This is a genomic window from Bacillus sp. GW823-FHT06A10 (assembly GCF_058795375.1).
This window is the reverse complement of record NZ_JBXAHT010000003.1, coordinates 229,565-249,526: the sequence shown is the minus strand read 5'-3', so window position 1 is coordinate 249,526 and position 19,962 is coordinate 229,565. Positions and strand designations below refer to the sequence as shown.

Below are 19,962 nucleotides of genomic sequence, written 5' to 3'. Positions count from 1 at the left end.
GTGAGTAAGAGCAAGGATTTTATCGTTGTAAAAGGTGCTAGAGCACATAACTTAAAAAATATTGATGTAACCATTCCGAGAAATCAGCTTGTCGTTGTAACGGGATTGTCTGGTTCGGGGAAATCATCATTAGCATTTGATACGATTTATGCAGAAGGGCAGCGCAGATACGTAGAATCGTTATCTGCGTATGCGCGCCAGTTTTTAGGACAAATGGATAAGCCGGATGTAGATACGATTGAAGGATTGTCACCAGCGATTTCAATCGATCAAAAAACGACGAGTCGTAATCCACGTTCAACTGTCGGAACGGTAACGGAGATTTATGATTATTTACGTTTATTATTTGCGCGAATTGGTACGCCAATTTGTCCAAATCATGGGATTGAAATTACATCACAAACAGTAGAGCAGATGGTAGACCGTGTTCTTGAATATCCTGAACGTACGAAATTACAAGTGTTAGCTCCTATCGTTTCTGGGCGTAAAGGTGCACATGTGAAAGTACTTGAAGATATTAAGAAGCAAGGATATGTTCGTGTACGTGTTGATGGTGAAATGCTTGATGTGTCTGAAGAGATTACGTTAGATAAAAATAAGAAGCATTCTATTGAAGTTGTAATTGACCGTATTGTTGTAAAAGAAGGAATCGCAAGCCGTCTTGCTGATTCACTTGAAAGTGCATTAAAGCTTGGCGGAGGCCGAGTGTTAATCGATGTAATGGGAGAAGAGGAACTTCTATTTAGTGAACATCATGCTTGTCCGCATTGTGGTTTTTCAATCGGAGAATTAGAGCCGCGTATGTTCTCATTCAACAGTCCGTTCGGAGCGTGTCCTTCTTGTGATGGACTTGGTTCAAAGCTAGAGGTAGATTTAGAGCTTGTTATCCCGAACTGGGATTTATCATTAAATGAACATGCGATTGCACCTTGGGAACCGACAAGTTCACAATACTATCCACAACTTTTACAATCTGTATGTAATCACTACGGCGTTGATATGGATATGCCTGTGAAAGATATACCGAAAGATTTATTTGATAAAGTGTTGTACGGAAGCGGGGAAGAGAAGGTTTATTTCCGCTATGTAAATGAATTCGGTCAAGTAAAGGAAAATGAGATTTTATTTGAAGGTGTTATTCCAAACATTGAACGTCGTTATCGTGAAACGAGTTCTGATTACATTCGTGAGCAAATGGAAAAGTATATGGCAGAACAAGCTTGTCCGAAGTGTAAAGGCGGCCGCTTAAAGCCTGAAAGCTTAGCTGTTTTTGTTGGTGATAAAACGATTGCTGACGTAACGAAGTATTCAGTTCAAGAAGTACAAGAATTTTTCTCGAATGTAGAGCTAACGGAGAAGCAACAAAAAATAGCTCATTTAATTTTAAGAGAAATTCAGGAGCGCGTTGGATTCTTAGTGAACGTTGGTTTAGATTATTTAACGCTAAGTCGTGCGGCTGGTACGTTATCAGGTGGTGAGGCGCAGCGTATTCGCTTAGCGACGCAAATTGGTTCTCGTCTAACTGGCGTACTTTATATTCTTGATGAGCCTTCAATTGGTTTACACCAGCGCGATAACGATCGTCTTATTCGTACATTGCAAGAAATGCGCGATTTAGGTAATACATTAATCGTTGTTGAGCATGATGAAGATACGATGATGGCTGCTGATTATTTACTTGATATCGGACCAGGTGCAGGTATTCACGGTGGGCAAGTTGTATCGGCAGGGACACCAGCTGAAGTGATGCAAGATGATAATTCGTTAACAGGAAAATATTTAAGCGGTAAAGAGTTTATTCCAGTTCCACTTGAAAGACGTAAAGGTGACGGACGTAAAGTGGAGATTGTCGGCGCAAAAGAGAATAACTTAAAGAATGCAAAAATGTCATTCCCACTCGGTACGTTTGTAGCGGTAACAGGTGTATCTGGATCAGGTAAAAGTACGATGATTAATGAAGTACTATATAAATCGTTAGCGCAAAAGTTATATAAAGCGAAAGCGAAGCCAGGTACTCATAAAGAGATTAAAGGTCTTGAACATTTAGATAAAGTAATTGATATTGATCAATCGCCAATTGGTCGTACACCACGTTCTAATCCAGCGACGTACACAGGTGTATTCGATGATATTCGTGATGTGTTTGCACAAACGAACGAAGCTAAAGTGCGCGGATATCAAAAAGGACGTTTCAGCTTTAACGTAAAAGGTGGCCGTTGTGAAGCGTGCCGTGGTGATGGAATTATTAAAATCGAAATGCATTTCTTACCAGATGTGTATGTTCCGTGTGAAGTTTGTCACGGTAAACGATATAATCGTGAAACGTTAGAAGTGAAATATAAAGATAAGAATATTTCTGAAGTGTTAGGGATGACAATTGAAGATGGAGTAGAATTCTTCGCCAATATTCCTAAAATTAAGCGTAAACTTCAAACGCTTGTAGATGTTGGGCTTGGTTATATGAAATTAGGTCAACCAGCAACAACATTATCTGGTGGGGAAGCACAGCGTGTGAAATTAGCTTCTGAATTACATCGTCGTTCTACAGGTCGTACGTTATATATTTTAGATGAGCCAACGACTGGGTTGCATGCGCATGATATTGCACGTCTTCTAGAAGTGCTGCAACGTCTTGTTGAGAGTGGTGAGACGGTACTTGTAATTGAACATAATTTAGATGTGATTAAAACAGCTGATTATATTGTTGATCTTGGACCAGAAGGCGGGGACAAAGGTGGACAAATCGTCGCTTCGGGAACGCCAGAGCAAGTAGTAAAAGAAGAGCGCTCGTACACTGGTAAGTATTTAAAAGAGATTTTAAATCGTGATAAAGCAAGAATGAAAGAGAAAATAAAAGAAGTAGAGTTATCGCAATAAGTTTATTGATGAAAACCGAGTGGAAATGACGCTCGGTTTTTATTTTACGAGGAAAAACTGGTAAGTATGTTAGTAGGTATACAAGCATGAAAGATAGAATAAGTTGATATAAGTGTTTGTATCATACTTGCGTTTATTATCTATTAGCGTATGATGAAATATATATGTTTAAAAGGATGTGTAACGAAATGAGATGGATTGTATCACTTCTTGTAAATAGCGTTGTGTTAATCGCTGTATCGGGGCTTTTAAAAGGGATTGCACCAGATGCATTTTACGTAGCAAATATACAAACTGCAATTATTGCGAGTATTATATTGGCGGTTTTAAATGTGTTCGTAAAGCCGTTTTTAATTTTAATTACGCTACCAATTACTGTTGTAACTTTCGGCTTCTTCTTAATTGTTATTAATGCGATTACGTTAAAAATAGCAGATTCATTATTAGGAGATGCTTTTAATATATCAGGATTTGGTGTAGCGATTGTTGCGGCAATTTGTATTTCAATTTTTAATATGATTATTGAGAAGGCAATTGTGGAACCTCTATATGAAAAAAAGAGAAAATGACAAAAAGAAAAACATTTCATTATTCGTATGGAATGTTTTTTTCTATTTATTAGAAACCGTATTTCTTGTTTCCAGAAAAAAATGGTACAATATCCGGTAGAATGGAATTTTACATCAAACGAGACTGAACCCGCAGCGGAGTGGAGGTTTATACATATGCCAAAAGTAAGGACAAAAGATTTAATTGAACAATTTCAATTGGAGTTAATAAGTGGTGAGGAAGGAATTCATCGTCCGATTGATACAAGTGATTTATCACGACCTGGAATTGAAATGGCAGGATTCTTTACATATTATCCAGCTGATCGCGTGCAGCTTCTTGGAAAAACGGAGCTCACGTTCTTTGATACGTTAACAACAGAGCAAAAACAAGAGAGAATGAAAGCGCTTTGTACCGAGGAGACGCCATGTATTATTATAACTCGTAATCAAGATGTACCAGATGAGTTATTACAAGCATCACGTGAATCAGGCATGCCTTTATTACGTTCTTCTCAAACGACAACGAGATTATCAAGTCGTTTAACTAATTATTTAGAAGGTAAGCTAGCACCAACAACTGCTGTTCATGGTGTATTAGTAGATATTTACGGTGTTGGTGTTTTAATTACAGGTCAAAGTGGTGTTGGTAAAAGTGAGACAGCTCTTGAACTTGTGAAGCGTGGTCACCGCCTTGTTGCGGATGATAGTGTAGAAATTCGCCAAGAAGATGAAGACACATTAGTAGGAAGCTCACCAGATTTAATTGAGCATTTATTAGAAATTCGTGGTCTAGGTATCATTAACGTTATGACGTTATTCGGTGCAGGGGCAGTGCGAAATTATAAGCGTATTACACTTGTTATTAATCTTGAAATTTGGGATCAAAAGAAAAACTATGATCGCTTAGGTCTTGATGAAGAGAAGATGAAAATTATTGATACAGAACTTACGAAGATTACACTTCCAGTTCGTCCTGGTCGAAACTTGGCTGTTATTATTGAAGTAGCAGCGATGAACTTCCGTTTAAAGCGTATGGGAGTCAATGCAGCACAGCAGTTCTCAGAACGATTAATGAGTGCGATTGAGTTAGGGAATCAGGAGTAAACATTGGAGAGGGAGGTCATACATATGCTGTTAGGTTCTGTACCGCAGCTTGACCGCGTAGCTGTCCAACTTGGGCCGTTTCCTGTTTATTGGTACGGGATTATTATCGGTACAGGGGTGCTATTAGGTCTTTGGCTAGCAACTCGCGAGGGAGAAAGGCTAGGTATTCCAAAAGATACATTTGTTGACCTTGTATTAATTGCAGTACCGATCGCTATTCTATTTGCGAGAATGTACTATGTTATTTTTGAATGGGAATATTACGCGCAAAACCCGAGTCAAATTATTAATATTCGTCAAGGTGGCTTGGCGATTCATGGTGGTTTAATCGGAGCGGTTATTACAGGGATTCTTTTTGCAAAGCGACGCGGGGTTTCATTCTGGAAGTTGGCGGATATTGCTGCACCAAGTATTTTATTAGGACAAGCAATTGGCCGATGGGGAAACTTTATGAACCAAGAGGCGCATGGTGATGAAGTAACGAGACAGTTTTTAGAAGGTCTTCATTTACCAGATTTCATTATTAATCAAATGTATATTGAGGGTGTGTACTATCATCCGACGTTTTTATATGAATCATTATGGAATTTTGCAGGTGTAATTTTACTACTTGCATTAAGAAAAGTGAATTTACGCCGCGGGGAATTATTCTTCACATATTTAATTTGGTATTCAGTAGGACGCTTCTTCGTAGAAGGCTTACGTACAGATAGTTTAATGCTAGGACCACTTCGTATTGCACAAGTAATGTCAATTGGACTTGTTGTTATTTCTATTATTTTCATTATTGTGAGACGAAAAATGGGGCAAGCTGATAAAAGATATTCGGAAAATTAGAGAAAAGTAGCATCTTATTATAAGATGCTGCTTCTTTCATATTCAGGAAGGCGAAAGGACTAAGGCAATGAGAATAAATACAGTGTTATTTGATTTAGATGGAACTTTAATTAATACAAACGAACTTATTATTTCTTCTTTTTTACATACTTTAAATACGTATTATCCAAATCAATATAAGCGTGAAGATGTGTTGCCATTTATCGGTCCATCTTTGCATGATACTTTCAGTAAGATTGATGAAAGTAAGGTTGAAGAGATGATTACAAGTTATCGCGAATTTAACCATGATCATCATGATGAATTAGTAGAAGAATATGAAACTGTATATGAAACAGTTCGAGAGTTGAAGAAGCAAGGTTATAAAGTTGGTATTGTTACAACGAAAGCGAGACAAACCGTTGAGATGGGATTACAGTTGTCAAAGCTTGATGAATTTTTTGATGTTGTCGTGACAATTGATGATGTAGAGCATGTGAAACCACATCCAGAGCCACTTCAAAAAGCGCTTGAATTATTAGATGCAAAACCAGAAGAGGCATTGATGGTTGGAGATAATCATCATGATATTGTCGGTGGTCAAAATGCGGGGACGAAAACAGCTGCGGTTTCATGGACGTTGAAAGGTAGAGCGTATTTAGAAGCTTACAAGCCGGACTTTACGCTAGACAAAATGAGTGATTTGCTACTGATTTTGTCTAATATGAACCGTTCATAAAGGTCCAAGTAAGTTAGTAGAGGAGCGAGCTAAGTGCGACGGACAACGCGCTATCCTGTTTCAGGAGAAAATTCATTATGGAATGTGTATAAAACAGTGTCTTTTTGGAAGGTAATGAAAAACTTTATTATTATCCAAATTGCGCGTTACACGCCATTTTTATCTGTGAAGAATTGGTTGTACCGTACTTTTTTACGGATGAAAGTAGGAAAGAAAACATCATTTGCGCTTATGGTAATGCCGGATATTATGTTCCCGGAAAAGATAACTGTGGGAGAGAATTCGATTATTGGCTATAATACAACGCTTTTAGCGCATGAATATTTAATTCGTGAATATCGACTTGGGGAAATCGTCATTGGAAATGAAGTGATGATTGGAGCGAATGTAACAATATTACCAGGTGTGAAAATTGGAGACGGTGCGACTGTCTCAGCTGGCACACTTGTTCATAGAGATGTACCGAGCGGTGCTTTCGTAGGTGGAAATCCAATGCGTATTATTTATACGAAAGAGCAAATGACCGCAAGAGAAGGTTCATGGTGAAAATGTAACATTTCTCCTCTTTTTTTATGAATAAAAAGGAAATAATTGAGTATAATATACTGTTTTGTTTTTTACGGAATCGTTTATACTTATAGATAGAAGAATGTGTGAGCGAAGAAAACAAAAAACTGGAGGATATATGGGGAAAAATCAAAGGATATATAAGGAGAACGGACAAGTTATCTCTTTTAATCAATTAGCGGACTTCTTTTATAAAAAAGGGATGAGAGCTTACAAAGGGCAAAAATTGCAAGATGCAATTAAATATTTTCGAAGAGCGGCACAAAGTGAGAAGGAGCCGTTTATTTTATGTCAATTAGCAACAGTATTATCTGAGGCTGGTGAATATCAAGAGTCGAACCAAATCTTCTTAAAGTTAGTTAGATCTAATCCAGAACTTGAACAGTGCTATTATTTTATTGCAAATAATTATGCATATATGGGGTTATTTCAACAGGCGAAGAAATATGCGGATCGTTATTTAGAAGTTGCAAAAGAGAAGGAATTCGTAGAAGATACATTAGAACTTCTTGAGATTATGGAAGAAGAAGCAATGGGTGCGGAAGAGATTGAAGATGAAGATGATTTAATTGTTATGCAGGAAGAAGCGAATCGTTATATTCGTAATGGACAATTGGAAGAAGCAATTGCTACATTAGAAATTGTTACGAAAGATTATCCGGAATTTTGGTCAGGTCATAATAATTTAGCCATTGCACATTTTCAATCGGGTAATGTAGACAAAGCACTGAAGTTAACAGAAATGATTTTAGAGAAAAATCCTGGTAATATACATGCGCTTTGTAATACGCTTATTTTTCTATATTCAATTGGAGAGCATAAACAAGTAGAAGCGTTAGCGGGACAGCTAGTTTCGGTATATCCGATTTCATTTGAACATCGTTTGAAACTGGGAACTACACTTGCAACAATTGGTTATTTCGAGCATGCATATAAATGGTTCAAACTATTAAAGCGTCAAGGGTACGAAGGAGACGTTAGTTTTTATTATTGGTTTGCATATTCTGCGTATATGGTGAAAGATCAGCAACTAGCTGAAAAAATGTGGCAACATGTCGTGGAATTGCATCCTGATAAAAAGGGAAAAGAACCGTGGAATGCGCTGAATTTAGCAGATGAAGGACAAAATGTGTTATTTGAAGAATTACGAAAATCATTTCAGCAAAGTGCGACGCTAGAAGAACAAATGCTAGCTTTATATTTAATGAATGAATTGTCAACGCCGGAGAAGGTTGGATTCTTCTTTGATATAACGCAAGCGAAGAACGGTGTTCCCATCGTATCGCAACTTGCAAAGTACTTCTTTTTACTTAATAGTCATAAGAGTATTCCAGCTGATTTACAACAATTTGAGCAGTGCGCGAGAATCGCGGATGCCTTATACAATTATACGAAAAAAGATGATGAATTAATTGAAGAGTGTTTACACTTTTGGTTTTGTACGTTCATACGTTTATATACATCTGGAGACATATTTACAAATGTGTACGGCTGGTCAGCTGCGATTGAATACATTGTACGCGGCGAACAAGGAAATAAAATGACACAGTCGGAGCTTGGAGATGTATATAATGTATCTGTAGCGACTGTCCGAAAGTATGTGCAAGCTGTTAAGCGTACGCACACATAAGATAAGCAAATCATTGGGAAAAAAATGATGCTAACAGTATAATGAGGGTAACTTAATTGTGTAGGAATGGATAGGAGTGAATAGTGTGTCAGAAGAAAAAATTTATGATGTCGTTATTATTGGTGCAGGACCAGCTGGTATGACAGCTGCAGTATATACATCTCGTGCAAATTTAAGCACATTAATGCTTGAGCGTGGTATTCCAGGTGGCCAAATGGCAAACACGGAAGATGTAGAAAACTACCCAGGTTATGAGTCTATTTTAGGACCAGACTTATCAAATAAAATGTTCGAGCATGCGAAGAAATTTGGTGCTGAATATGCATACGGTGATGTGAAAGAAGTCATCGATGGTAAAGAATACAAAACAATTATTGCTGGTAAAAAAGAATATAAAGCACGTGCAATTATCGTTGCAAGCGGTGCAGAGTATAAAAAAATTGGTGTACCGGGTGAAACAGAACTTGGCGGCCGTGGTGTATCATATTGTGCAGTATGTGATGGGGCATTCTTTAAAGGAAAAGAACTTATCGTAATTGGCGGTGGAGATTCTGCTGTTGAAGAGGGTGTGTTCTTAACACGCTTCGCATCAAAAGTAACGATCGTTCACCGTCGTGACACGCTTCGTGCACAGAAAATTTTACAAGACCGTGCTTTCCAAAACGAAAAAGTAGATTTCATTTGGAACCACACTATAAAAGAAATTAACGAAGCAAGCGGTAAAGTAGGAAGTGTAACACTTGTAGACGTAAACAGTGGAGAAGAGAAAGAAGTCAAAACTGACGGCGTATTCGTATACATCGGTATGTTACCATTATCAAAACCATTTGTTGAACTAGGTATTACAAATGAAAATGGTTACCTTGAAACGAACGAACGTATGGAAACTAAAATCCCTGGTATTTTCGCAGCTGGTGATGTTCGTGAAAAAATGCTTCGTCAAATTGTAACTGCAACAGGTGACGGTAGTATTGCAGCACAAAGTGCACAACATTACGTAGAAGAATTATTAGAGGAATTAAAAACTGTATCAGAAAAATAAGGGATAACATACCTTGTGAGAAGAAAGCTACCGACAGGAGCTTTCTTCTTTTTTTGTGTGGAAATGTCAAAGTATTGTCAAAAAATATAAGGATTATAAGCTTTCTTATTGATATACTGGACTTTACGGAAAAAATCACTATAAGAAATGAGGAATTTATTCAGTATGGAATGGCGTAATATATATCGTGGATTTTGTATGGGCGTTAGTGATTTAATTCCTGGTGTGAGCGGCGGTACAATCGCTGTTGTGTTAGGGATTTATGAACAATTGCTTGCGGCAATTAGTGGATTCTTTAGTCGTGAATGGAAAAAACATTTAGGGTTTTTAATTCCACTTGCAGCTGGTGTGGCAGCAGCGTTTTTAACGTTAAGTCATGTTATTAAATATTTACTTGCAAATCATTATGAACCGACTCAATTTTTCTTCCTCGGTTTAATTATTAGTATATTACCGATGTTAATGAGAGAAGCTGATGCAAAGTCGTCGTTTAAAGGTAAGCACATTGTTTTATTAATAGTTGCAGCAATTCTTGTTGCGATCACAGCTTTCTTTAAACCAGATAAGGCAGCAGATCCAATTACGACGTTAACAATTTTAAATGCAATTGGTTTATTTTTCGCAGGATGGATGGCTAGTATGGCTATGCTACTTCCTGGGATTAGTGGATCGTTTATTTTATTAATTATTGGTGTGTATCCAACAGCAATTAACGCTTTAACTACACTTAACTTACCTTTAATCGTGGTTATCGGTGCTGGTGTTATGGTTGGATTTGTTGTAAGTAGTAAAGGCATTAGTTTTTTATTAGATCGTTATAAAAGTATGACATTTGCGGCAATTATTGGACTAGTTATCGGTTCGATTGTAATTGTGTTCCCTGGTATTCCAACTGGTGGATTTTCAATTATAAGTTCAATTATTACCTTTATTTTAGGATTTGCGATTGTTACTTATTTCGGTAAGAAATAAGGGCTTTAATCCCCTTGGCGATAAAAATCGTTAAGGGGATTTTTCATGCTATTCATTAAAAGTCTAAGCATTTACATTGCTTGTTATGGAAAGCTTTTTTAAAATTGTTGAGTAGCGTATGCTTAGCGAAAGAGGACTGGCTCCTTCGTTGTAGCAAACTGTTTTTGATAGTATAATGAAAGAAGTATGCAGTGAGAAATTTTACTGCAAGTAGCTGAGGTGAAGAAACATGCAAAGAGTGACAAACTGTGTGTTAATTAGAGATAATGAAGTACTCTTACTCCAAAAACCTCGCCGAAATTGGTGGGTTGCACCAGGCGGGAAAATGGAGCGTGGTGAGACTGTAAGAGATTCCGTTGTTCGCGAATATCGCGAAGAAACAGGTATTTATTTGAAAAACCCAGCGTTAAAGGGGGTCTTCACCTTTGTCATCCAAGAAGGTGATAAAGTTGTTTCTGAATGGATGATGTTCTCCTTTTTAGCGACAGATTTTGCAGGAGAAAACAAACTAGAGAGCGAAGAAGGCATCATTGGTTGGCATACATTTGATAAAATTGATGATTTAGCAATGGCGCCAGGAGATTATCACATTATTGATTATTTAATTAAAGGAAATGGCATAATCTACGGTACATTTGTATATACCCCAGATTTTGAGTTGCTTTCATATCGATTAGATCCGAGTTAAACCGTCAAGGAGAGGATACGATGACAGAGAATAATGATATAAAAATGGTAATTATTACAGGGATGTCTGGAGCTGGAAAAACAGTAGCTTTACAAAGTTTTGAAGATTTAGGATATTTTTGTGTAGATAATTTACCACCGATGTTATTGCCAAAGTTTATTGAGCTTATGGCGGATTCAAAAGGGAAAATGAATAAAGTGGCACTTGGTATTGATTTACGTGGCCGCGAGTTTTTCGAGCATTTATGGGGAGCACTTGATGATTTATCAGAACGTACATGGATTATTCCTCATATTTTATTTTTAGATGCGAAAGATAGTACGCTTGTAACTCGTTATAAAGAAACGAGACGTTCGCATCCACTTGCACCAACTGGTTTGCCGTTAAAGGGAATCGAAGCAGAGCGCAATTTATTAACAGATATGAAGGCACGAGCAAATATTGTGCTTGATACATCGGATTTAAAACCGAAAGAATTACGTGAAAAAATTGTTCACTTGTTCTCAACAGAAACTGAGCAAGCATTTCGTGTAAATGTTATGTCATTTGGATTTAAGTACGGTATTCCAATTGATGCAGATTTAGTATTTGATGTTCGTTTTTTACCAAATCCATATTACATTCCACATATGAAGCCATTAACAGGACTAGATGAAGAAGTTTCTTCGTATGTACTGAAATTTAATGAGACACATAAGTTTTTAGAGAAGTTGACGGATCTGATTACTTTCATGCTGCCTCATTATAAAAGAGAAGGCAAAAGTCAACTTGTAATTGCAATTGGATGTACAGGTGGACAGCATCGTTCTGTTACGCTTACAGAATACCTTGGGAAACATTTGAAACCAGAGTATAGTGTTCATGTATCTCATCGTGATGTGGAGAAGAGAAAGGGCCATTAAGGGATGAAAAAAGAGAGAAAGCCTAAAATTGTCATCATGGGAGGCGGAACTGGACTCTCTGTTTTATTAAGAGGATTAAAGCAATATCCTGTTGATATTACAGCAGTTGTTACAATCGCTGATGATGGTGGCAGTTCGGGTCGATTACGTGATGAGCTAGAAATTCCACCTCCAGGTGACATCCGTAACGTACTTGTTGCGTTATCGGATGTAGAGCCACTGGTGGAAGCTTTATTTCAGCACCGTTTCACAACAGGAGACGGACTGAAAGGTCATGCGTTAGGAAATCTATTGTTGGCAGGTATGACCTCGATTACAGGAGACTTTTTCCATGCAATTACGGAAACAAGTAAAGTATTAAATGTCAGAGGACGTGTATTACCAGCAGCGAATCAAAGTGCGGTACTTCATGCGGAACTTGAAGATGGGGAAATTGTAACAGGTGAATCAAAGATTCCTTATTACGGAAAGAAGATTAATCGTGTCTTTTTAACTCCAGAAGATGTAGAGCCATTGCATGAAACGTTGGCTGAGATTAAACGAGCTGATTTACTTGTTTTCGGCCCAGGAAGTTTGTATACGAGTATATTACCCAACTTAGTTGTTAACAAAATTGGGGACGCTGTTCTTGCTGCAAAGGCGAAGAAGGTATATGTATGTAACGTTATGACACAAGCGGGTGAAACGATGGGATATACTGCTTTTGATCATGTGCAGGCGTTACACGATCATTTAGGGCAACCATTTATTAATACTGCAATTGTAAATAACCGTGAGATTCCTTGTGAATTACGTAAGTTATATGAGGAAGAAATGTCTACACCAGTTGTAGTGGATGAAGAACGTTTTGCTGAAAATAATATTGATGTTATTCAAGAGGGATTAGCGAAGTATGATGATCGTGTTGTAAGGCATGATACGTTAAAGTTAGCTTCGATTTTATATTCATTGTTATAAATGTGCGTTGCCTCGTTTGAGGTGGCGCTCCTCATTCATATAGGACAAGAATTTTGTTCCATAATAATCGTATAAGGAGGTGTTGACTGTGTCATTTGCATCAGAAACAAAGAAAGAGCTGACGAATCTTGAAGTGAAAGAATGCTGTGAGAAAGCAGAATTATCGGCGTTACTTCGAATGAACGGATCGCTTTCTTTTTCAAACCGTCGTCTATCTATCGATATTCAAACAGAAAATGCGGCAATTGCAAGAAGGATTTATACGCTTTTGAAAAAAGGATATGATGTGACGGTAGAATTACTTGTTCGTAAAAAAATGCGATTGAAGAAAAATAATGTATATATCGTAAGGCTTGTTGAAAAGTCTCGCGAAATATTAGCCGATCTTCATATCGTTCGAGATGACTTTTCATTTATTCGAAATATATCACAAGAATTGATTGAGAAGAAGTGTTGTAAACGATCGTATTTACGCGGTGCATTTTTAGCAGGTGGTTCAGTAAATAACCCAGAAACATCATCTTATCATTTAGAGATCTTTTCGTTATATAAGGAACATAATGATGCTATATGTGAACTGATGAACGGATTTGATTTAAATAGTAAGACGTTGGAAAGAAGAAAAGGGTACATTACGTATTTGAAAGAAGCGGAGAAAATTACGGAATTTTTAAATATTATTGGTGCTCATAATGCACTTTTAAGGTTTGAAGATATTCGAATCGTACGTGATATGCGTAATTCCGTAAATCGTTTAGTGAACTGCGAAACAGCTAATTTAAATAAAACAATTGGTGCAGCGCTAAGGCAGATTGAAAATATCCGCTATATTGATGAGACGGTTGGTCTTGATATATTGCCAGATAAACTACAAGAGATTGCGCAACTACGAAGAGATTATCAAGATGTAACATTGAAAGAGTTAGGTGAGATGGTATCCGGGGGGAAAATTAGTAAATCGGGTATTAATCATCGTTTGCGTAAAATCGATGAAATTGCAGAGAAATTACGCGCGGGGGAAACGGTAGCAAAAAAATAAGAGGTTAAAGGGGAAATGGAGCTGTGGTTCAAAAACGAGTTCAGGTTTCATTAAAAAACGGTTTACAAGCACGTCCGGCTGCGTTGTTTGTACAAGAGGCAAATCGCTTTCATGCAGATATCTTTATTGAGAAAGATGGAAAGACAGTAAATGCAAAGAGCATAATGGGGATTATGAGCTTAGCAATTGGAACTGGAAGCATGATAACAATTACAACAGAAGGTTCAGATGCAGAAGAGGCTTTAGAAGCATTAGCCGCATATGTACAATAAAGAGCTATCGCGTATATGCGATAGTTTTTTTGTTTTGTTGTTTGTGCGGATTAGCGGGGAGGGGTATTTAGCTGGTTTGTCCTTGTCGGAGATTGTCGGTAAATCGATATGTTGTGTCGAACCGTTGATATATTAAAAAAATCGTTGATATAATTTGAGTTTTGTTCGATATAATTGAAAAATCGTTGATATATTTAGAGGGATACTGGATGGGGTATGTGAGCGGGGAACAATATATAAAAGAAGCGCCCAATTATAGGGCGCTTCCACTTTTAGTTATATCTAGCTCCAGCGGCTAGAATCTCCGGTTGTTTCGCCCCTTCATTCGAGGCAAAAAGCGCCTCGGAATCAGGGGCTCCATCGCCCTGCGATTCTAAACGAGCCACTTTCGCTTTTAAGTATTAACGATTTGTAAAAATCTTATCGATTAAACCGTATTCTAAAGCTTTTTCTGCTGTCATGAAGTTGTCGCGGTCTGTGTCGCGTTGTAGTACTTCAAGTGGTTGACCAGTGCGGTCAGCAAGAATTTGGTTTAGTTTTTCACGTAAGAATAGGATACGTTTTGCAGCGATTTCGATTTCAGTCGCTTGACCTTGTGCTCCACCAAGTGGTTGGTGAATCATTACTTCACTGTTTGGAAGTGCATAACGTTTTCCTTTTTCACCTGCTGCAAGTAAGAATGCACCCATAGATGCAGCCATACCGATACAGATTGTTGATACTTGTGGTTTAATAAACTGCATTGTATCATAGATTGCCATACCCGCTGTGATAGAACCACCAGGGCTGTTGATGTAGATGTGAATATCTTTTTCTGGATCTTGAGATTCCAAGAATAAAAGCTGGGAAACGATTGAGTTAGCTACGTTGTCATCAATTGCACTACCAAGCATAATGATGCGGTCTTTTAATAGTCGAGAGTAAATATCGTAAGCGCGTTCTCCACGATTTGTTTGTTCAATTACTGTAGGAATTAAATTCATCTGTTATTTCCTCCTTATAAAGCTTTCTTAGTCTTATAATACAATTATGGTCAATAAAGGTCAAACGAAACCACTTTAAATCAAAAAAATATGTAGTTGTATCATGAAATATTCGCTATGTTTTCGAAATTCCCTGCTTATGTATCTTCAACATCATAACCGAATTACATAAATTTAAACGTTATGAAAACTGGAGAAAAAAGAAAAGAACGCCTTTTAACTGAAGCGTTCTTTCGATAATTAGTCTTTTAAAAGATAGGTTACTTTATTTAAAATCTTTTCGATTTGTTTCGCGTTTTTACTATACATTTCGCTTGCTGATTTCGACTTTGTTTCTAGGGAAAATAGTTCAAGATCAGCATGACATTTTTTTAAAGATGCTAATAATAAAGGTTTGTTTTGAGGAGAAGGCATTTGGAGTTTGTCATTGTAAATGTCGATAGTAAGTTGTCCATATGAATCCACTTGACCGAGAAAGACATTTTCAATAACAACACCGAGTTTTTCTAATTCTGAATGTAGCCAAGCGCGGTTATGTCCGCTTGCTGAAAGAGGTTCATCTAGTACATTTCCATCCATAATAACAGTTTGTGGTTCTTTCTCGTTTGGTACTTTTAAACCGATATCTTTTGCTGTAAGTGGCTGGGAATCTTTCTTTAATAATACATTTAATTCTCCGCTCGGTTCTAAGACAGCAAATTCGACTTCAGCTACGCTGAACGCACTTTTTCCACGGAGAAGTTCCAGTAATTCGTCACTCGTATATTTTTCTTTCTTTAAGTTATCTTCGAGTATCTTTCCATCTTTTATTAATACGGTAGATTTCCCTTCAAAGAAGTCCCGAGCTGTTTTGTTCTTTAAAGAGAGGATTCCTGTTAAAAAAGGTACCACAGCGAAAATGAGTATCGCAAAGACGCCGTGAAAAAATTTTGAATCGAGCCCTGTAGATACTTGGGCAGCGATGTCACCAATCGTCATTCCGGCTATGTATTCAAAAAAGGAAAGCTGAGAGATTTGTCTTTTGCCTAACCATTTCGTAATAGCGAATAAAATAATTAATATGAATACAGAGCGAAGAATGACAAGTGTCCATTCCGGCAGGTGAGACATAGTCGTTTCCTCCAGTCTACTTAAAACCCTTTATATTGAGGTTCTTCACGTTCTAATACTGAAATTCTATCCTTTAAATCAGTGATGACGCTGTCCATTTCTAACATACATTCATGAAATACGCGTTTTGATTCTTCGTCTTGTGAATTTAATGAAAGGGAGCTTAAACTTGCTTGAGCGCCCCTTACACTAGCAAGGCAAGTTTTTACGCTAGCGATAACAGTCATATAAACACCTCTTATCCTTTCGGTTTGAATAACAATGCTCCAATGAAGCCGAAAATAATAGCCGCTGATACACCGGCGCTCGTTACTTTAAACATGCCGGTAATAACGCCAACGATGCCATGTTTTGCAGCTTCTTCCATTGCACCATGAACGAGGGCATTACCAAAGCTTGTAATAGGTACAGTTGCCCCGGCTCCAGCGAAATCAATTAATGGCTCATACAAATTAAATCCATCTAATATAGCTCCAGCAACAACGAGTGTTGCCATTGTATGAGCTGGTGTTAACTTGCCGACATCAAACATAAGTTGTCCGATTACGCATATGAGTCCGCCAATGACGAAAGCCCAGAAGAAAATCATTGCGTTGCACCTCCAAATTCAATCGAAACGGCGTGAGCGATACACGGAATCGTTTCTTCTTGTTGGAATGTAAGTGGAGATAGTAAAGCGCCTGTCGCAACGACAAGTATTTTTTTGAACTCTCCTCTTTTCATTCGGTTTAATAAATGACCGTACACGACTGTTGCGGAACATCCAGGTCCGCTAGCACCAGCTATGACAGGTTGTCCTTCTCTATAAATGATAATTCCGCAATCTTGAAATTGTTGGCTCGTTACTTTCGTTCCGTGTTTATGTAGTAAGTCATAAGCAATTTCGCGTCCTACATGTCCAAGGTCGCCTGTTACGATTAAATCGTAGTAAGAGGCATCAATTTGACGTTCACGTAAATGGGCTTCAATTGTATCAACTGCAGCTGGAGCCATTGCGCCTCCCATATTAAACGGATCCGTTAACCCCATATCAACCACTCGGCCGATTGTTGCAGAGGTTACTCTTGGACCGTGTCCAGTATCGCTTAAAATAGCAGCTCCTGCTCCGGTTACTGTCCACTGTGCAGTAGGTGGCTTTTGTCCACCGTATTCGGTAGGGTAGCGGAACTGTTTTTCTACAGCTGTATTATGGCTTGAAGCTCCAGTTAATAAATATTTTGCACCTTTTGCATTTACGATACTTGCCCCAAGTGCTAAACCTTCCATAGAAGTAGAGCAAGCCCCGAATAATCCGAGATAAGGAGTCCCAAGTGTGCGGCAAGCAAAGCTTGTTGGAGTAATTTGATTAATTAAATCTCCTGCGAGTACGAATTGAATATCATCTTTACGAAGCTCTGCTTTTTCAGTAGCGCGACTACAAGCTTCTTCGAATAAAATCTTATGTGCTTTTTCATAGGAATCTTGTCCGAGCCATAAATCTTCATGAAGGATATCGAAGTCTTCTGGGATGTTCCCCTTTGCTTCAAATGGTCCACCGACAACCCCTGTTGAGATAATGACTGGTTTGTTTTCAAATACCCACGTTCGGTGTCCTTGTAACATTTATAGCCCTCCCCATTGAACGAGAATCGTTTTAATAAGTGCGATGACGAAAGCGGAAAATACACCAAATAAAATAACAGAACCAGCTAGTTTAAACATATTGCCGCCAACGCCAAGGACAAATCCTTCCGTTCGATGCTCAATACATGCGGCAATAACAGAGTTACCAAATCCAGTAACAGGTACAGCTGTACCAGCACCGGCAAACTGTCCAAAACGATCGTATATACCAAATCCAGTTAGTAACATGGAGATGAAAATGAGAGTTGCGACTGTTGGATTGCCTGCTGAGCGTTCAGTGAAATCAAAATATGTGATGTAAAAAGTAGAAATGAGTTGTCCGATGAAGCAAATAAAACCACCGACGAAAAAGGCTTTTATACAATTTTTTAAGACAGGTCGTTTCGGTTCGCGTTCTTGTTCGAATTTTTTATACTCCTGTTGTACAGGGGTTAAGTTTTTATCTTTACTAGACATTGCAATCCTTCCTTTTCTTTTAAAAAGCGTTAAGTGTTAGACTCCATTTTTTTACCAATGAATTTTAATTGTTTATTAATTTCATCTTTAGATACTTCTTTCTCCTTAATTTTTCTTTCGAGTTTTTCGAGTAACATAAAGATTTTTTTATCTGTACTGACACGAACATCGAAAGTAGGGTGCTCATCACTTAGTTGCTTTTGAAGTTTGCTGCGCAGCGGCTTTAATCCAAACCTTTCGTGATGCTCAGGTGTAACTGCTATATAGAGATCTAAATTTGAATTCACTGCTGTGCTTTTTATAATTTCATCCATAGCGAGAGCTCTTTTCTTCGCTCCTTGTGATATAGATTGATTAAAGGATTCCGTACTCGTCTTTGTTAACTTTGGACCTTTTTCTTTCTCCGTTCGTTTTGCTTCTTCTTTCACTTTTTTATCTAAAGGACTATTATCACATCCGGTAAAAGAGCTAAATAGAAGTGCAAATAATGCGGTTATGAGGCCGAGTTTTCGCATAATTATCATTCCATTTCTATTGCAATATGTAATGTGATAGAAAAAGGATGACTGCATATCATCCTTTTTCTATTTCACAGCAAGACTGATTCGTTATTGCTGTGAGTATTGTGGTTCTTCTTGTTGGACTTCTTCAACGCGTGGGTTTAAAGAATCGATAATCGTTTGTGTTTGCTGCGCAGCTGTTTGGAAAAGTTGCTTAGCTTGTTGGTTATCCGTATCAAGAGCGAATCCCTCTAAGCTAGCTTGTGCACTTTTTAATCCAGAAACAGTTTGCTTTAATTTTGTAATAACAGTCATTGAATGAAGCCCCCTTTGGAATATCAATTCAAAGATTATAATTTGTGAGTTGGGGTGAATTTATGATTGGAAAATTTAGGGGTGGAATAGATTTTATATGCTTTTAGCTAAGATGCATAAGGTATTACGGGGATATTTTTATTGATTTAGATGGATTTTATTGCTATTATTATGAGAAGAAAATGAAGTGTTTTCTATAATCATGCGCCCATAGCTCAGTCGGATAGAGCGGTGGTTTCCGGTACCACGTCTGCCGGGGGTTCGAATCCCTCTGGGCGCGTTATATAAGCTTTAATATTATTTTGTGCAGAAGCCCTTTGTGTGGTAAGTAAAAATACCACGTGCAAAGGGCTTTTTTGATGTTATTGTTAGCCTATTATTGTTTATTTACTGTTGAATCCCGAGCTGAAATTCCTAACTTACATTTTGTAGGTTAGGAATTTTTTATTTTAAAAATGTTAAAAATATGCAATTTTGCGAAGTTACCTAAAAACTTTGAATCTTGTAAATTTATAACTGTAGAGAACAACAAACAAACAAACAAACAAACAAACAAACAAACAAATAAATAGAAAAACAAAAGGAGGAATGAAATGGTAAAGAAATTTAAATTTACAAAAGAGGAATTAGTAGAGGCGTGGAAAGATCCACAAGTAAGAGAAAAGTTAAAAGACTTACCGAAACATCCATCAGGAAAAGCGTTAAATGAATTAAGTGAAGAAGAACTAGCGGAAATTCAAGGGGCATCAGATGTACAACCAGAAACAACACCACTTTGTGTGGGAGTAATTATAGGATTAACAACGTCAATTAAGATTT

At 37.6% G+C, this 19,962-nt stretch carries 23 protein-coding genes and 1 tRNA gene; 16 read left to right on the top strand and 8 right to left on the bottom strand.

Translation table 11 applies throughout. The features are described from left to right. The 14 genes from uvrA to AC1Q8M_RS22020 all read left to right on the top strand — a co-directional run bounded on the left by uvrA (position 1) and on the right by AC1Q8M_RS22020 (position 14,156). Positions 1–2,877, top strand: a complete 2,877-nt coding sequence (uvrA, locus tag AC1Q8M_RS22085; protein ID WP_000045587.1) for an excinuclease ABC subunit UvrA — start codon at positions 1–3, stop codon at positions 2,875–2,877. Positions 2,878–3,065: 188 nt separating this feature from the next. Continuing rightward, the gene (locus AC1Q8M_RS22080) at positions 3,066–3,446 is read left to right on the top strand and encodes a phage holin family protein (protein ID WP_001267308.1); all 381 of its coding nucleotides are present in this window, start codon (positions 3,066–3,068) and stop codon (positions 3,444–3,446) included. 156 nt (positions 3,447–3,602) lie between these two features. Further along, positions 3,603–4,532, top strand: coding sequence for an HPr(Ser) kinase/phosphatase (gene hprK, locus AC1Q8M_RS22075; protein WP_001127251.1), 930 nt, complete (start codon positions 3,603–3,605; stop codon positions 4,530–4,532). A 24-nt stretch (positions 4,533–4,556) separates the two neighbouring features. Next, positions 4,557–5,369, top strand: coding sequence for a prolipoprotein diacylglyceryl transferase (lgt, locus tag AC1Q8M_RS22070; RefSeq protein ID WP_000924240.1), 813 nt, complete (start codon positions 4,557–4,559; stop codon positions 5,367–5,369). Between the two features lie 67 nt (positions 5,370–5,436). Beyond that, complete coding sequence (gene ppaX, locus AC1Q8M_RS22065; RefSeq protein WP_098365815.1) at positions 5,437–6,087, top strand: pyrophosphatase PpaX; 651 nt, start codon at positions 5,437–5,439, stop codon at positions 6,085–6,087. Positions 6,088–6,120: 33 nt separating this feature from the next. Continuing rightward, entirely contained in the window at positions 6,121–6,633 is a 513-nt protein-coding gene (locus AC1Q8M_RS22060) for an acyltransferase (protein ID WP_001255070.1), read from the top strand. A gap of 139 nt (positions 6,634–6,772) precedes the next feature. Further along, positions 6,773–8,284 (top strand): tetratricopeptide repeat protein, encoded by a 1,512-nt coding sequence (locus tag AC1Q8M_RS22055; protein ID WP_000517723.1) that lies wholly within the window; start codon positions 6,773–6,775, stop codon positions 8,282–8,284. Between the two features lie 85 nt (positions 8,285–8,369). Continuing rightward, entirely contained in the window at positions 8,370–9,326 is a 957-nt protein-coding gene (gene trxB / locus AC1Q8M_RS22050) for a thioredoxin-disulfide reductase (protein ID WP_001288078.1), read from the top strand. Between the two features lie 165 nt (positions 9,327–9,491). Further along, complete coding sequence (locus AC1Q8M_RS22045; RefSeq protein WP_000455196.1) at positions 9,492–10,298, top strand: DUF368 domain-containing protein; 807 nt, start codon at positions 9,492–9,494, stop codon at positions 10,296–10,298. A gap of 229 nt (positions 10,299–10,527) precedes the next feature. Next, on the top strand, positions 10,528–10,986 hold the full coding sequence (locus AC1Q8M_RS22040) for an NUDIX hydrolase (protein WP_001190080.1): 459 nt from the start codon (positions 10,528–10,530) through the stop codon (positions 10,984–10,986). Positions 10,987–11,006: 20 nt separating this feature from the next. Next, the gene (gene rapZ / locus AC1Q8M_RS22035) at positions 11,007–11,888 is read left to right on the top strand and encodes an RNase adapter RapZ (RefSeq protein WP_000138459.1); all 882 of its coding nucleotides are present in this window, start codon (positions 11,007–11,009) and stop codon (positions 11,886–11,888) included. Positions 11,889–11,891: 3 nt separating this feature from the next. After that, entirely contained in the window at positions 11,892–12,845 is a 954-nt protein-coding gene (locus AC1Q8M_RS22030) for a gluconeogenesis factor YvcK family protein (protein WP_000712187.1), read from the top strand. A gap of 88 nt (positions 12,846–12,933) precedes the next feature. Then, positions 12,934–13,884 (top strand): DNA-binding protein WhiA, encoded by a 951-nt coding sequence (whiA, locus tag AC1Q8M_RS22025; RefSeq protein ID WP_000006566.1) that lies wholly within the window; start codon positions 12,934–12,936, stop codon positions 13,882–13,884. A gap of 23 nt (positions 13,885–13,907) precedes the next feature. Continuing rightward, positions 13,908–14,156 (top strand): HPr family phosphocarrier protein, encoded by a 249-nt coding sequence (locus AC1Q8M_RS22020; protein ID WP_000250307.1) that lies wholly within the window; start codon positions 13,908–13,910, stop codon positions 14,154–14,156. A 401-nt stretch (positions 14,157–14,557) separates the two neighbouring features. Here the strand turns inward: AC1Q8M_RS22020 and clpP are convergent, their stop codons facing one another. From clpP to AC1Q8M_RS21980, 8 genes are all read right to left on the bottom strand, one after another. Beyond that, positions 14,558–15,139, bottom strand: a complete 582-nt coding sequence (gene clpP, locus AC1Q8M_RS22015) for an ATP-dependent Clp endopeptidase proteolytic subunit ClpP (RefSeq protein WP_001049162.1) — start codon at positions 15,137–15,139, stop codon at positions 14,558–14,560. Between the two features lie 240 nt (positions 15,140–15,379). Beyond that, positions 15,380–16,249 carry a DUF421 domain-containing protein gene (locus AC1Q8M_RS22010; protein WP_000018924.1) on the bottom strand — a complete coding sequence of 290 codons (870 nt, stop codon included), beginning with the start codon at positions 16,247–16,249 and terminating at the stop codon, positions 15,380–15,382. Positions 16,250–16,269: 20 nt separating this feature from the next. Then, a complete protein-coding gene (locus AC1Q8M_RS22005; RefSeq protein WP_016513222.1) occupies positions 16,270–16,476 on the bottom strand; it encodes a DUF1657 domain-containing protein in 207 nt (68 codons plus the stop codon). A gap of 11 nt (positions 16,477–16,487) precedes the next feature. Continuing rightward, entirely contained in the window at positions 16,488–16,838 is a 351-nt protein-coding gene (spoVAE, locus tag AC1Q8M_RS22000) for a stage V sporulation protein AE (RefSeq protein ID WP_000575919.1), read from the bottom strand. Further along, entirely contained in the window at positions 16,835–17,851 is a 1,017-nt protein-coding gene (spoVAD, locus tag AC1Q8M_RS21995; RefSeq protein ID WP_016513221.1) for a stage V sporulation protein AD, read from the bottom strand. The genes spoVAE and spoVAD overlap by 4 nt, the downstream gene beginning before the upstream one ends. Beyond that, positions 17,852–18,328, bottom strand: a complete 477-nt coding sequence (gene spoVAC, locus AC1Q8M_RS21990; protein WP_000095399.1) for a stage V sporulation protein AC — start codon at positions 18,326–18,328, stop codon at positions 17,852–17,854. 29 nt (positions 18,329–18,357) lie between these two features. Next, entirely contained in the window at positions 18,358–18,843 is a 486-nt protein-coding gene (locus AC1Q8M_RS21985; protein ID WP_001228546.1) for a YhcN/YlaJ family sporulation lipoprotein, read from the bottom strand. Between the two features lie 93 nt (positions 18,844–18,936). Next, the gene (locus AC1Q8M_RS21980) at positions 18,937–19,143 is read right to left on the bottom strand and encodes a DUF1657 domain-containing protein (RefSeq protein ID WP_000216166.1); all 207 of its coding nucleotides are present in this window, start codon (positions 19,141–19,143) and stop codon (positions 18,937–18,939) included. A gap of 204 nt (positions 19,144–19,347) precedes the next feature. On the opposite strand from AC1Q8M_RS21980, the gene AC1Q8M_RS21975 reads away from it, so the two are divergent. Together AC1Q8M_RS21975 and AC1Q8M_RS21970 are read left to right on the top strand one after the other, a co-directional pair. Then, positions 19,348–19,423, top strand: a tRNA-Arg gene (locus AC1Q8M_RS21975). A gap of 313 nt (positions 19,424–19,736) precedes the next feature. Further along, positions 19,737–19,962: mersacidin family lantibiotic (locus AC1Q8M_RS21970; RefSeq protein ID WP_103574544.1), on the top strand; the 226-nt coding region annotated here is incomplete at its 3' end.

What these genes read in the sequence shown, in the direction of transcription:
- AC1Q8M_RS21985 (WP_001228546.1), bottom strand. Translation starts at nt 18,843, where the DNA reads ATGCGAAAACTCGGCCTCATAACCGCATTATTTGCACTTCTATTTAGC.
- spoVAC (WP_000095399.1), bottom strand. Translation starts at nt 18,328, where the DNA reads ATGTCTAGTAAAGATAAAAACTTAACCCCTGTACAACAGGAGTATAAA.
- ppaX (WP_098365815.1), top strand. Translation starts at nt 5,437, where the DNA reads ATGAGAATAAATACAGTGTTATTTGATTTAGATGGAACTTTAATTAAT.
- hprK (WP_001127251.1), top strand. Translation starts at nt 3,603, where the DNA reads ATGCCAAAAGTAAGGACAAAAGATTTAATTGAACAATTTCAATTGGAG.
- AC1Q8M_RS22030 (WP_000712187.1), top strand. Translation starts at nt 11,892, where the DNA reads ATGAAAAAAGAGAGAAAGCCTAAAATTGTCATCATGGGAGGCGGAACT.
- AC1Q8M_RS21980 (WP_000216166.1), bottom strand. Translation starts at nt 19,143, where the DNA reads ATGACTGTTATTACAAAATTAAAGCAAACTGTTTCTGGATTAAAAAGT.
- AC1Q8M_RS22010 (WP_000018924.1), bottom strand. Translation starts at nt 16,249, where the DNA reads ATGTCTCACCTGCCGGAATGGACACTTGTCATTCTTCGCTCTGTATTC.
- AC1Q8M_RS22045 (WP_000455196.1), top strand. Translation starts at nt 9,492, where the DNA reads ATGGAATGGCGTAATATATATCGTGGATTTTGTATGGGCGTTAGTGAT.
- AC1Q8M_RS22055 (WP_000517723.1), top strand. Translation starts at nt 6,773, where the DNA reads ATGGGGAAAAATCAAAGGATATATAAGGAGAACGGACAAGTTATCTCT.
- spoVAD (WP_016513221.1), bottom strand. Translation starts at nt 17,851, where the DNA reads ATGTTACAAGGACACCGAACGTGGGTATTTGAAAACAAACCAGTCATT.
- lgt (WP_000924240.1), top strand. Translation starts at nt 4,557, where the DNA reads ATGCTGTTAGGTTCTGTACCGCAGCTTGACCGCGTAGCTGTCCAACTT.
- spoVAE (WP_000575919.1), bottom strand. Translation starts at nt 16,838, where the DNA reads ATGATTTTCTTCTGGGCTTTCGTCATTGGCGGACTCATATGCGTAATC.
- AC1Q8M_RS22005 (WP_016513222.1), bottom strand. Translation starts at nt 16,476, where the DNA reads ATGACTGTTATCGCTAGCGTAAAAACTTGCCTTGCTAGTGTAAGGGGC.
- AC1Q8M_RS22040 (WP_001190080.1), top strand. Translation starts at nt 10,528, where the DNA reads ATGCAAAGAGTGACAAACTGTGTGTTAATTAGAGATAATGAAGTACTC.
- rapZ (WP_000138459.1), top strand. Translation starts at nt 11,007, where the DNA reads ATGACAGAGAATAATGATATAAAAATGGTAATTATTACAGGGATGTCT.
- AC1Q8M_RS22080 (WP_001267308.1), top strand. Translation starts at nt 3,066, where the DNA reads ATGAGATGGATTGTATCACTTCTTGTAAATAGCGTTGTGTTAATCGCT.
- clpP (WP_001049162.1), bottom strand. Translation starts at nt 15,139, where the DNA reads ATGAATTTAATTCCTACAGTAATTGAACAAACAAATCGTGGAGAACGC.